The organism is Pseudomonas sp. E1BtOHC1 (genome assembly GCF_058744285.1).
This window is the reverse complement of sequence record NZ_CP196023.1, coordinates 5,100,562-5,112,749: the sequence shown is the minus strand read 5'-3', so window position 1 is coordinate 5,112,749 and position 12,188 is coordinate 5,100,562. Positions and strand designations below refer to the sequence as shown.

The window sequence follows — 12,188 nt, the reverse complement described above, 5'->3', positions numbered from 1 at the left end:
CATTATTCATGAAGCTGAATGTGCAACGCCTGGACCTCAACCTGCTGCGGGTGTTCGACGCCCTGATGCAGGAGCAGAACCTGTCCCGGGCCGCCGTGCGCCTGAACCTCAGCCAGCCGGCGGTAAGCAATGCCCTGGCGCGTCTGCGCCGGCACCTGGACGAGCCGCTGTTCCTGCGTACCGCCCGGGGTATGCAGCCCACTTCCAGGGCGCAAAGCCTGCATATCGCTGTGCGCCAGGCCCTGCATCTGTTGCAGCAGGGCCTGGACCCGACTGCCGCGTTCGATCCGGCGGCGGCCGACCCGTTGTTCACCCTGTCGATGAACGATTACGCCCAGGCGCGGCTGCTGCCGGCGCTGTCCCAGCGTTTGCAGCAGGTGGCGCCCAAAGTCCGGCTGGCGGTGCGCAGCGACAGCGCCGATTCGCTGGCGGCCTGGCTCTGCGCCGGAATGCTCGACCTGGCGGTGGACTACCTGTACTTCGACAATCCGGACCTGTGCTACCAGCCATTGCTGGAGGAACAACTGGTGGTGATCGGGCGCGCCGGCCATCCGGCCTTCACCCCGGAGCTGGACCTGGCCGCCTATCAGGGCAGCCGGCATGTGGCGATTCCCGATCGCGGCGGGCGCGGTTCGCCGCTGGAGATCGTCCTGGGCTCGGCCAAGGTCCAGCGTCAGGTGCAGTTGTGGGTGCCCCATTACCTGAGCATTCCCTTGATCGTGGCCCAGTCCGATCTGCTGGGTACGGTGCCACGGCATCTGGCGGAGCATTTTGCCGCGTTGCTGCCGATCCGCATCGCCCGCCTGCCGCTGCTGGCAGCGCCGGTGCAGGTCAGCCTGATCTGGCACCGCCAGCAACAGCAGGCGCCGGGGTTGCAATGGCTGCGGGGAGAGGTCAGCGCGATTGCCAGTGGGGTTGCGCAGTGAAGGGCGCACCGTCCCGGCGCCTTGAAAGTGCGACTCTCGAGGGGTTCCTAGTGGTTGCAGCGCTCGTGTAGCAAGGCTCGCGGGCATTTGCCGGCCAGAGGTCTTGGTGGGTGTCCGGCTGGCAATCAAGAGCCTTCTTGGTCAAGGCCAAGAGCCGTCCTGTCTCATTCGGAAGTTAACGTTTGTAGGCTTTTCGGGCCTTGGGCATAAGGCCAATGCCACACACGAGTTAGGTAAAAAACCAATGAAGTTAATCCCCAATCGGGAGTCGACCCTGTGCTCTGCGGCCGGCCCCGGCATGCCCTGTATTCTCCCCCGGGGTTAAGCGGATATGACTACTTCTCTTCTATTGCGTACTGGCTTGTCTCACCGGAACTGGCTGTTCTGCGCAGCCTTGACAACACTCTGGCCAGACTCCCAGGCATCCGCCGAGATCATGCTCAGCGCGACGCGAATCATCCTCAGTGCTGATGAACACAGCGCGTCGACCGTTGTGTCCAACCTCACCAGCAACGATTACGCGGTGCAGGCCTGGGTCAACGATGCCAGGGACAGTCAGGATCCGTACACCCCGTTCATTGCCATGCCGGCCCTGTTCAAGGTGCGGGCAGGCGAAGAACAAGTGGTGCGGATCATCAAGACCCCCGGGCAACTGCCGGAGGATCGGGAGTCGCTGTTCTATTTCAATGCCGAGGAAATTCTGCCGTTGGCGCACAAGCAGGACAAACCGTTGAACGTCGCGGCACGCACCCGGGTGAAGCTGTTCTACCGCCCCGGGAAGTTGCCGGGTACGGCCCGGGAAGCCCCCAGCCAGCTGTCATGGAAACTGCTGGACCAACCTTGCGGGACGGTATTGCGCGTCACCAACCCCAGTGCCTATCACGTCACTTTCATGGGGGTCCGGATAATGGACGGCGGCCGGCCCATCGAGTTGAAAAATGTCGGCATGGTGGCGCCCAAGTCCAGCCAGGACTACCGGCTCAAACACAAGCTCAAGTCCGGCACTGCCACCGTCGAGTTTTCGATCATCAACGATTACGGCGGTTACAGCGAGCCCTTGAAGTCCAGTGTCAGGTTCTGAATCGCTGGCCGGGTCAAGCTCTGCTGCAACGTAGCGAGCGCTCGACCTCAATCCGGGCAACGCCCACACGCTCTGGCGTGTGGGCGTTGTCGTGTCTGCGGCGGCACTCAGTCGGGGTTGGCGGAGGCCGTCAGGGTCCTGTTGAGTTTGTCCATCAGCCCACGCACCTCATTGCACAGCTGCGACAAGGTGCTGGTGGCGGCATTGTCCTCAAGGGCTTGCTCCAGGGCTTCGCATAACCGTAGCAGCGACTCGGACTGCATCATCTGCGCCGAGCTTTTCAGTTTGTGGGCCGTGTGGGCCAGGGCCTTGAGATCAACCCGGGCCATGGCGTCCTCCAAGGCCTGGAGATCCTGCTGATTGCATACGATCAGGTTACCCAGCAGGCTGCGCCGCTTGTCCTCCGGGAGGTTGAACAACTGCAGTGCCAAACTCCCGTCCTCCACCGCCTCCCGTGCCGTGCTCTCGGCGAACAATGGCACGTAGCGGGCCAGCATCGACACGCTCAGAGGCTTGAGCAGGCACACATCCATGCCGGCGGCGAGACCGGCCTGCATGTCTTCTGCCCGGGCGCTGGCGGTGGTGCCGATGATGGTGCAGGGACGAATGCGCAGTTGCTGTTCCAGGCGACGAATCTCTTCGGTCAGGGTGATGCCGTCCAACTCCGGCATATTGCAGTCGGTGATGATCAGGTCGACGTCGCTGTCCTCCCAGATGAACAGTGCCTCAAGCCCGTCGTGGGCCAGGATCGGCAGATGGCCGAGCAGCTCGATCTGCTCCTTGAGCAGGGTCAGACTGGGTAGATGGTCCTCGACGATGAGGATCTTCAGGCGCTGTTGGATCGGGGGGGCGGGCTCGCTCACAGGCAGTGCCAGCGGGGTGTCGCTGGGTGTGGCTTCCTCGGCGCAGGCGGTCAGGGTCATGGTGGTGCCCTTGCCCGGGGCGCTGTCCACCAACAGGTCGCCGCCAATGATCCGGCTCAATGACTGGCAGATGCACAGGCCGATCCCGGCGCCACTGTTACGGTTGGCGGTGACCCGGGAGAAAGGCGTGAACAGGGTGGCCATGTCGGCAGTGGCGATGCCCGGGCCGGTGTCTTGCACGCTGATGGAAAAGGCGAAACGTCGCTCACCCAATGCAACGCCCTGGACCCGCAGGGTGATATCGCCACTGTCGGTGAACTTGATCGCGTTGCTCATCAGGTTGGAGAGGATCTGCTTGATCTTCAGGCGGTCCAGGCGCAACGGCAGATCGGCACAGGCATCGAACCGGGTCTTGATCGACAGCCCTTTGCGGGTCGCCAGGCTGTCGAAGATTGCCAGGGTGGAAGTGACGATCTGCTTCAGGGTGCAGGTCTCGAGATGCAGGCGGGTCTGCCCGGATTCGATGCTGGAGATGTCGAGGATGCCCCCCAGCAGTTCCAGCAGGCTGACGGCCGCTTCATGGGCGAATTGCAGCGACTCGAGATTCTTGCCCTGGGGCGCCTTGCGGGTCAGTACCAGCTCCAGCATGCCGATGATGGCATTCATGGGGGTGCGAATTTCGTGGCTCATGGTGGCGAGGAAAATCGACTTGGCGCTGTTGGCCTGATCCGCCGTCTCCTTGGCCTGGCGCAGTTCTTCGAGGATGCGCAGGCGATCACCAATGTCCAGCCAGCCGCAGACCACGCCAAAGACCTGCTGCCGGTCGTCCCGCAGCGGTTGGACCCAGTGGTAGATGTCTAGCGTCTGGCCGCCCAGGGGCAAGGTCTGGTCACGGGAGAGGGCGACGCCGCTGGTCGCGACCTGCTCGTAGTCCTGTAGCCATTGTCCGAGCACCGCGCGCCCGAGCATCGCGTCGAGCATCTGGGTGTGGGTATTTGAGGTAGCGCCGGGTATGAAGGTCTGGGCGTAGGGGGTATTGAACAGCAACAGTTCGCCGTCGCGGCCACGTACGTAAATGGGGTGGGGAATGCTGTCGACGATGTTCTGGATCAGGCTCAGGCGTTCCTGCAATTGCTGGCGCACGATGGATTTCTTGAAGATCAGCTTTCTCAGGTAGAGGATCCAGATGCAGGTGGCCAGCAGCAGTACGAAGGATGCGCTGAGCACTTGGTAGACCCTCAGACCCACACCTTCCCAATACATGTTGTCGGTCGCGGCATTGGCGCGCCAACGTCCGGAGATGGCCGCGGTTTCACTGGGTGAAATGCGCAGCAGGGCCTTTTCGATAATGGAAATCAGCACCTTGTTATGCGGCTGGCTGGCGAGACCGATTCGGGCGTTGACGCCTTTGAGCAGACCCGAGACCTTCAGGGCGTCCTCGTATTTGTACGACAGGTAGTACCGGGCCTGGTTGGTGGAGGTCAGGGTGAAGTCGCTGCCACCGTCGCGAACCCGGTTCAAGGAGTCGGCGACGTTGTCCGTGGTGTGGATCTTCAGGTGCGGGTAGTTCTGGCGCATATGCTCCAGCAGGGCATCGGAGCGGGGTAGGGCGATGCTTTGTTCGGGATTGTCCTGGAGCTCGAACTCCTCGGGGCCGGTATTTTTGGTGATCAGGGTGTAGGGCGTGGTGATGACCGGTCGGGTAAACAGGTACTTGCGATCTCGGGAGTCGGTCTCCGACATGATGCCAAGGTCCACTTCGCCCTTGTCCAGCAACTCCATGGCCTTGTGCACCGAGCGGGTGCGGACGATCTCGAAACGCAGCCCGGAGTTCAGGCGTACCAGCTCCAGAATGTCGGACATGGTGCCGCCGAACTGGCCGCTGTTGTCGAACAGGGCGTAGGGCGCCAAGTCTTCGCTGACGGCAATCCTGAAGGGCTTCTTGCTGCCCAGCAGTTGTTTCTCTTCGCTGTTGAGCACGCTGACGAATTCGTCATCGCTGCACTTGAGGGTCACCACCCACCAATTGACCATCCTGATGATCTGGCAGCGACTGCGGGACTGCAGTTGCTGGTCGAGGATGGACGCCAGGTGGCTGTTGTTGTCGGTGTAGGCAAAACCTATGTTCGCCTCCAGGCCGTTGACACTGACGTTGGTCACCAGCTGATTGTTGAAACTCTGGTTCAGCAGGTAGTTGGTGCTGACGGTATCTCCCAGATAAGCCTGGGCATGTCCCTTGAGCACGGCGGCAATGGCTTCATAGGGCGAGTTGTAGTTCTTGATGGTGGCGCTGCGAAAGATCTTGAAGGTGTCCTCATCGATAAAGCCATCATGGGTCGATGAAATCTGCGCAGTGGGATCACGCAGGTCCACATCCAGCAGACTACCGGTGGTGGAGTACAAGGCGATCTGGGTATAGGCGTAAGGGGCGGAAATCTGCACGCCGTATTTTTCCGCCTCTGGCGGGGTGGTGGCGTCCACCAGGTCGATCTCGCCCGCTTTCAGTGCCTTGAAGGCGCTCCAGCGGTCCGGATAACCGATGATGTCGAAACGGATATTCAGGACTTTCTGCAGGGCCAGCAGGTTTTCCGCGAGTATGCCCTCCAGCTCCCTTTTCTCGGAGAAGATGGTCAGGGGCGGGTAGTCGGGGAAGGTTACGCCGATTCTTACGGAGCCCTTTTTATTGAGCCAGGCCTGGTCCTCGGGACTGACCTGGGCGGAAAACTGCAGGTTCTGTCCCCGTGAGGACAGTTGGAAGGTTTCAGCGGCTGAAGCAACGCCGGGCAGTAGCGTCAGGCTCAGTGTCATGAGTAGCGTCAGCAGGATGGTTTTCATCTTGCGCGAGTCAAATCAGGTTCATTTCTTTGGCGATACCGGCCAGTTCTATGGTGGTGCGTACTCCCATTTTGCGCAGGATGTTGATCTTGTGTCCGCTGACGGTCTTGTTGCTCAAGTGCAGCTTCTCCCCGATGGCCACGTTGCTCAGGCCCTGGACCAGTAGTTGCAGGACAATAACTTCCTTGTTGGTGAGTTTATGCGCGCTCAAGTCGCTGTTCTGGCCGTGTTCCATGTAGTGGGCCAGCACTTCCTTGGGGAAATACAGATAACCATCGTTGATGGTGTGAAGCCCCTTGATTAGTTCATCCATGCTTGCACTTTTGTTGATGAACCCCAAGGCCCCGGCTTGCATGCAGCGCGCGGCATAGGTGCTGGCCAGTTGCGAGGTGAAGACCAGGGTCTTGATCTTGAGATTTTCCGAGTTGAGGCGCTGCAGCACCGACAAACCATCCAGGCTATCAAGCCCGATGTCCAGTAGGAGGTACTCGGGAGCAAGGCTGCGTACTTTCGCCAGGGCATCCAGGCCATCGGCGGACTCGGCGACAACCTGATAGCCGTTTTGCTCAAGGGTGGCTCTAATCGCACCAGAGATGATGGGGTGGTCGTCCACAATCAGTACGGTTTTACTCATGATTCCCTCATTCTCATTATTACCTCTAGAGCGCTTATAGCTGTATGCAATAAGGTTTCGAATCGCCGGACTTACTATACCCTCCGGCACTCGTTTTCCGGCTCTAAAGCTGACTGTCTGGTGCACTTTTAAGGATCTTCTTGGTTTTATGCGAGAAGCATCTCGGGTTCTTTGGCGGGCGCTTTTGTTAGTCTGAGGGCTCTTCTAGTTGTGCTGGAAAAGAACCGCAGAGGCAGTCAATGGGTTGTCAGTTGTTGTCCTTGAGTTGTTGTATTAGTAGTGGCGCCCGGGCTGATTGCATCAGTGGCAGTACTAATGTTTATGCGGATTTTCATAAGGGCACGGCCAATCCCCGGGCGGCCTTTACCCTCACTTGCAAGTAAGAGCAAAGGTCAGTTGCTGAGGCGTTTGGGCGTTATTGACGAAGAAGATGCTCAGTCTCAGACGCTTCCTACCTCCATTCAAGAAGCATCCTGAATTCAGTTGAGTCTGATTTGGATAGCATGATTTTTTATCCGGAGCCGCAGGTCATGTCGACGCTAAGCGTACTGTTGTTGTGTTCGAACGCTTTTCGGGCTCGACGGTTTTCCAGAATACTGGCGGCTTCGGGCTTTGCCCGGGTTCAGGTGATCAGCCAGGAAAGCCAGTGGACCCAATTCCCACCGGAACTGGGTGAACTGGACCTGGTGATCTGCGACTCGTTGCACTCCCTGACGGCCATTTATTACCTGCGCCGACTCTGCGAACACTACGGTTTCTTCTCGATGATCGAGTGCGAAGCCCTGGAGGCGTCTATCCGCTGGGGCCTGGCGAACTTTCGCGTGCGCTCCGGCAAGTATTGCGTCGGCAGCTATAGCGACCTGGACACGGCGCAGATCGGTGGCTTGCTGCTCAAGGCCCTGACCGTCAAGCGCACGGTGAAGAACCACTCTCGCAGCAACAGCCTGGCGACCGATCGGCGTGCCCCCGCCAGCAATGACTGGATGGCGCAGCTGGATGTCGCCGAGGCTCTGGCACAGCAGCAGATCGTTGCCTATTTCCAGCCCCAGGTGTGCCTGAAAACCCGGCGCATCACCGGTGCCGAGGTTCTGGCTCGTTGGCAGCATCCCCACAAGGGCGTGCTGGGGCCACAGTTCTTCCTCGATCTGTTCGACAGCCCGGAGCGCCAGCGACAGCTGTTCGACTGCCTGTTGCAACAGGGCCTGATGCTGCAGCGGCAACTGCAGGCCCACACCCAGGGTGAGGCCCTGGTGTTCTCCTACAACATCGAAGCCAGCCAACTGACCGACCCCGAGTTTGCCGCCCAGGTGCTGCGGCAGATCGAGGAGGCCGGGGTGCCCAAGAAGCAGGTGACCCTGGAGATCACCGAGCGCCAGGCCCTGACCCTGGACATGCAAAGCATCGAGAACATCAGCGTTCTGGTGAAAAGCGGTGTGCGCCTGTCCCTTGATGATTTCGGTACCGGCCATTCGTCGATCATGCGCCTGGCGGATATTCCCTTTGGCCAGATCAAGCTCGACTCGGGTTTTGTCGCCAACGCCCTGGGGCTCAAGGAAACCCGGATCATCGAGGCGGTGGTGGGGCTGGCACGCTCGCTCAATCTGGAGCTGGTGGCCGAGGGCATCGAGACGGAGAAACAACGTGCCCACCTGCAGCGCCTGGGGGTCGATGCGGCCCAGGGCTATCTGTTCCACAAGCCGATGCAGGGCCAGGCGCTGCTCCAGGTGCTGAGCGCGAGCCACTCGCCATTGCGGCTGATTCGTCAGGGCTAGCTGCGCAGCAGGCCCGCGGTTCTCACATCAGGTTCAGTTGCCTGGCGATAGTGGCCAGTTCGATGGTGGTACGCACCCCAAGTTTCTTCAGCACATTGATCTTGTGGCCGCTGATGGTCTTGTTGCTCAAGTTGAGCTTGGTGGCGATCTCCAGGTTGCTGTAGCCGTTGGCCAGCAACTGCAGGATCACCAGCTCCTTGTTGGTCAGGTTGTTGAGCGCATCGCTCGGGTCGTGGCCGGTTCCCCGGTACATCTCCAGCACTTCCCTGGGGAAATACAGATAGCCGTCGGCCAGGGCATTCAGGCCCTTGACCAGCTCCTGCAGGCCGGCGCTCTTGCTGATGAAGCCCATGGCGCCTGCCTGCATGCAGCGCACGCCGTAGGTGCTGGCGCGATTGGCGGTGAACACCAGGGTCTTGACCTCCAGATGGTCCATGGCAATGCGTTGCAGGACCGAGAGTCCATCCAGGTTGTCCAGGGTGATGTCCAGCAGCATGTAGTCGGGGCGCAGCTTGTGAATCTTGTCCAGCGCGTCGAAGCCGTCAGAGGATTCACCAATAGGCTTGTAGCCGTTTTCTTCAAGCAGCTCGCTGACAGCGGCGCAGATGATGGGATGGTCGTCGACGATAAGCACACGTCTGTTTTTCATGGGGCCCTCGGAAGACACCCTAGGGAGCGCCGTTAGGGCTCGTTGCGGAAAATGGGTCACTCGGCAGTCACTGTTTTTGTTGTGGAAGTCATAGGCCCGATGACTCTTTTGCAGGGGATCAAAGTTGTTTTGCCGGGTCGTGATGACGGCGGCACAACCCCAAGAGAGTGAAGGCGTGGCAAACGGCGCGAGCATGTTAGTTCAGAAGAACGGGCAAAAGATTCGTGCAAGAAGCGACTGGTAAATTTCCAAGACGCTTCTTGCCAGGGGGGGCGCGCTGTCCTTGAAGGCTGTACTCAAGTGGGAAATTTGCGCGGCGTCCTCAGCCCGGCCAGGGACTGAGGATGGCCGGGCGACCGGTCGCAGACACAGCCCAGGGGCTGTTGCGCTGTTACGGCGCCTTGAGCATCACATAGGCTTCACCGCCACGGCGATCGTGCATGAGGATGAAACTCTGGCCGTCGAGGGTGATCCGCGCCGGGACGTTCTGCGCCACCGGCGTGCTGGAAAACTTGGCGACGCTGCTCAAGAACTGCAGGGTCAGCGAGCTGTCGTTCTGGCTGGGGGTGGTGATCGCACATTCCTTGTTGATCTGGACCTGGACCCCCAGGGTCTGGTCCTGGTTCATGCCCATCTTGGCGAAACCGGCGTCGGTGAGTTCCACAATGCCATGGGCCCGGGCGGCGCTTTCGGCCCCGGCGAAGGACGGTGCGGACTTCAGGCAGATATCGCGAAAGGCCAGGATACCGGCGGAGGTGATGGTGGGTTCAGGGTCGATCTTGCGGGTGACGCTGGAGCAGGCGCTGAGCAGCATCAGGGCGGCGAGCAGGGCGGCAAGCGGTGCAGTGCGGGGCAGAGTACTCATGGACAATCCTTGGCGAAGGGCCGGCAGTGGCGCCGGGCTTGGTTCATGCCGAATCGTGCAATCGGCTGCCTAGCAGGGTAGGCACGGCTGGCGCCCAGATCAATGTTTTGTCGGGGCTTGGCAGGCAAAGTCCAGGCGCTCTGGCGCAGTAATTGCGTGCTTCATGGATCAGTTCAGCGAGGGGGCGAGCGGCCATGCAGTTACGAGCGTTGCGTTATTTTCACGAGGTGGCCCGTTGCGCCTCCCTGCGCCAGGCGGCAGAGCGGCTGTACGTCACGCCCACCGCCGTGAGTCGGCAGATCGAGCAATTGGAACACTTCTTTGGCACCGCGCTGATCGAGCGCGGGCCCCGGGGGATTCGCCTGACGGTGGAAGGCGAGTGCCTGGCCGAGCAGGTCAGCTCCACCTTGCGCGGCTTCGATCAGGTGCGTGACGTGATCGCCAGCCGGCAGAGCCAGGTAGCGGGTAACGTCAGCATCCATGTGTCGGAAAGTATCGTTTCCAGCGTGTTGGCGCCGGTACTGGCCGCGTTCAATCGGGCCCATCCCAAAGTCACCTTCAACATTGTCATCGCCAGTGCCGGCGCCACCCTCGATGCTCTGTGCAGCGGCGAGGCCGATCTGGGCCTGGCCTTTTACCTGCAGGAACGGGTCGAAGTGGAAGTGACCGCCCATTGCCAGTTGTGGCACCGGGTACTGGTCAGCGCCGAGCATCCTTTCGCCCAGTGCCCGAGCATTCGCCTGGAGGACCTGGAAGGGCAGCCACTGGCCATTCCGGATTCGGCCTACGGCGTGCGTCAGGCATTGGAAGGCGCAGCCCGCAAGCGAGGGGTGAACATTTTGCCGGTGTTCACCACCAGCTCCCTGGAGGTGCAGAAAAGCCTGGCCCGCCAGCGCGCGGCAGTGCTGATCCTGCCCCAGGTGGACGCCGAGGCCCGGGACCTGGGTGATGGCCTGGTGGCGGTGCCGATTGACGACGAGCACCTGGAACGGATTCGTGTCGATTTGTGCGTGGTCCGTCACCGCCCCCTATCGGTAGCGACCCTCAGATGCCAGGAAATGCTCGCCCGCGCCATGCAACGCCATAGCCTGGCGTAGGAGCGGGCTTGCCCGCGAAGACGGCTGCCAGGGCGATGCAAGGCTGGCGGGCCGCTTCGCCGGCAAGCCGGCTCCTACGGGGGAGGGTGATGGGGTCAGAACAGGTTGAACGGGAAATTCCCCACCAGACGGAATTCGTCGTAGCTGCCGTCGATCTGCCCACCGCTGGCGCGGTGGTTGTAGACGATGGTGCGCAGCACCGCATCCTTGAGCCGCCCGGACTGCACCACATACGCCAGCATCAGGCCGTTTTCGTTGTGCTTGGCGCCGTCCAGGCCGCGCACGTTGTAGCCGCGGTTGCGGCCATCGCGATCGCCGTCGTAGTGCGTGCCGTCGATGCCCCAGCCCTTGGCGTGCCACAGGCTGGCGCTCAGCCCCGGCACGCCATAGGCGGCAAAATCCAGGTCATAGCGCAACTGCCAGGACTTTTCATTGGGGCCGTTGTAGTCCGAGTAGAGGGAGTTGGCCATGTAATTGCCGGTGGACTCCCAGACGTAGTCGAAGTACTCGTTGCCGAACACCTGCTGCCAGGCCAGGGTCAGGCTGTGGGCCTGGTGACTGCCGGTCAGCGCCAGACTGAAGGCGTCGTTGTCGATGTAGCCCAGGCGCTGCTGGCCCTGGTCCCGGGTGTGGTAGTAGTTGAACGCGGTCTTCAGCGCCAGCCGGCTTTTGTCCCCGGCGCGGTGGGTCAGGCCCAGGTAGTACTGGTCCCACATGTTCTCGAAGCGCGAGGCATAAAGGCTGCCTTCCAGGCCCAGGCCGGGCTTTACCGTCGCCCCCAGGTAGCTGATGCGCTCGCCGCTGTAGGCGCGGTTGCCGAAGGTGGTGGTCAGGCGTTCGCTGCCGGTGCCGGTGCGCGGGATGGCCCGGTCGAAGCTGCCGGCCTGCAGCGACAGCCAGTCGGTTTCGTTGCTGTACAGGCCCACGCCCTGGAAGCTCGAGGGCAGGGCGCGGTTGTCCTTGTAGCGCAGCACCGGGTTGTCGGTCATCAGGCGTCCGGCCTTGAGCTCGGTGTTGGACAGGCGCAGGCGTACGTCGCCGATGCCCAGGCGGCTCCAGGTGGGCAGGGCATCGCCGTCACTGTCCACCAGCACTCGGTCGCCGCCGTTGGCCACCCGGCCATGACCACGCTCCAGGTTGACCGCGCTGAACAGCCCGGCGTCGACGCCAAAACCCACCAGCCCCTGGGTGTAGCCGGAGCTGTACTTGAGCATGCCGGTCTGTACCCAGGTTTCCCGCACCCGGGTGCGCTCGATGCCGTCGGCCTTTTTGATCGACAGGTAGGTGTCGCGCTGGGTGTGCTGGTTGGAATAGTAGTGACGCAGGTTGAGGTCCAGGTGGCTGCCCTGGATAAACCCCGGCGCCTGATCCTGCTGGCTCGGGCGCGGGTTGTCCTGGGCCAGGAGGGTGCTGCTGGCGCTCATGGCCAGGACGCAAAGTACAAGCTGTTTCATGCTGCTTCCCCA

Annotated in this window: 9 protein-coding genes; 4 read left to right on the top strand and 5 right to left on the bottom strand. The window is 61.3% G+C overall.

Translation table 11 applies throughout. The features are described 5' to 3' along the window. The first annotated feature begins 8 nt into the window (after positions 1-8). Positions 9-926, top strand: a complete 918-nt coding sequence (gene bsrA, locus ACSSVC_RS22885) for a LysR family transcriptional regulator BsrA (RefSeq protein WP_346635297.1) — start codon at positions 9-11, stop codon at positions 924-926. A gap of 331 nt (positions 927-1,257) precedes the next feature. Continuing rightward, positions 1,258-2,007, top strand: a complete 750-nt coding sequence (locus tag ACSSVC_RS22880) for a fimbrial biogenesis chaperone (RefSeq protein WP_492611427.1) — start codon at positions 1,258-1,260, stop codon at positions 2,005-2,007. A 107-nt stretch (positions 2,008-2,114) separates the two neighbouring features. Here the strand turns inward: ACSSVC_RS22880 and ACSSVC_RS22875 are convergent, their stop codons facing one another. Together ACSSVC_RS22875 and ACSSVC_RS22870 are read right to left on the bottom strand one after the other, a co-directional pair. After that, positions 2,115-5,705, bottom strand: a complete 3,591-nt coding sequence (locus ACSSVC_RS22875) for an ATP-binding protein (protein WP_492611426.1) — start codon at positions 5,703-5,705, stop codon at positions 2,115-2,117. A gap of 10 nt (positions 5,706-5,715) precedes the next feature. Then, positions 5,716-6,339: a response regulator gene (locus ACSSVC_RS22870; protein WP_346635300.1), complete on the bottom strand. Its 624-nt coding sequence runs from the start codon at positions 6,337-6,339 to the stop codon at positions 5,716-5,718. A gap of 530 nt (positions 6,340-6,869) precedes the next feature. On the opposite strand from ACSSVC_RS22870, the gene ACSSVC_RS22865 reads away from it, so the two are divergent. Further along, a complete protein-coding gene (locus tag ACSSVC_RS22865; protein ID WP_492611425.1) occupies positions 6,870-8,111 on the top strand; it encodes an EAL domain-containing protein in 1,242 nt (413 codons plus the stop codon). Between the two features lie 22 nt (positions 8,112-8,133). Here ACSSVC_RS22865 and ACSSVC_RS22860 read toward each other — a convergent pair whose 3' ends face one another. Next, positions 8,134-8,760: a response regulator gene (locus tag ACSSVC_RS22860; RefSeq protein ID WP_492611424.1), complete on the bottom strand. Its 627-nt coding sequence runs from the start codon at positions 8,758-8,760 to the stop codon at positions 8,134-8,136. Between the two features lie 391 nt (positions 8,761-9,151). Then, positions 9,152-9,625, bottom strand: a complete 474-nt coding sequence (locus ACSSVC_RS22855) for a hypothetical protein (protein WP_346635303.1) — start codon at positions 9,623-9,625, stop codon at positions 9,152-9,154. A gap of 194 nt (positions 9,626-9,819) precedes the next feature. On the opposite strand from ACSSVC_RS22855, the gene ACSSVC_RS22850 reads away from it, so the two are divergent. Further along, positions 9,820-10,722 carry a LysR family transcriptional regulator gene (locus tag ACSSVC_RS22850; RefSeq protein ID WP_346635304.1) on the top strand — a complete coding sequence of 301 codons (903 nt, stop codon included), beginning with the start codon at positions 9,820-9,822 and terminating at the stop codon, positions 10,720-10,722. 95 nt (positions 10,723-10,817) lie between these two features. On the opposite strand, the gene ACSSVC_RS22845 is transcribed toward ACSSVC_RS22850, so the two are convergent. Next, complete coding sequence (locus ACSSVC_RS22845; protein WP_346635305.1) at positions 10,818-12,176, bottom strand: OprD family outer membrane porin; 1,359 nt, start codon at positions 12,174-12,176, stop codon at positions 10,818-10,820. Between the last annotated feature and the right edge of the window lie 12 nt (positions 12,177-12,188).

Excerpts from the sequence above, each read along its gene's own strand:
- ACSSVC_RS22880 (WP_492611427.1), top strand. The coding sequence starts at position 1,258 with ATGACTACTTCTCTTCTATTGCGTACTGGCTTGTCTCACCGGAACTGG.
- ACSSVC_RS22845 (WP_346635305.1), bottom strand. The coding sequence starts at position 12,176 with ATGAAACAGCTTGTACTTTGCGTCCTGGCCATGAGCGCCAGCAGCACC.
- ACSSVC_RS22855 (WP_346635303.1), bottom strand. The coding sequence starts at position 9,625 with ATGAGTACTCTGCCCCGCACTGCACCGCTTGCCGCCCTGCTCGCCGCC.
- ACSSVC_RS22870 (WP_346635300.1), bottom strand. The coding sequence starts at position 6,339 with ATGAGTAAAACCGTACTGATTGTGGACGACCACCCCATCATCTCTGGT.
- bsrA (WP_346635297.1), top strand. The coding sequence starts at position 9 with ATGAAGCTGAATGTGCAACGCCTGGACCTCAACCTGCTGCGGGTGTTC.
- ACSSVC_RS22865 (WP_492611425.1), top strand. The coding sequence starts at position 6,870 with ATGTCGACGCTAAGCGTACTGTTGTTGTGTTCGAACGCTTTTCGGGCT.
- ACSSVC_RS22850 (WP_346635304.1), top strand. The coding sequence starts at position 9,820 with ATGCAGTTACGAGCGTTGCGTTATTTTCACGAGGTGGCCCGTTGCGCC.
- ACSSVC_RS22875 (WP_492611426.1), bottom strand. The coding sequence starts at position 5,705 with ATGAAAACCATCCTGCTGACGCTACTCATGACACTGAGCCTGACGCTA.
- ACSSVC_RS22860 (WP_492611424.1), bottom strand. The coding sequence starts at position 8,760 with ATGAAAAACAGACGTGTGCTTATCGTCGACGACCATCCCATCATCTGC.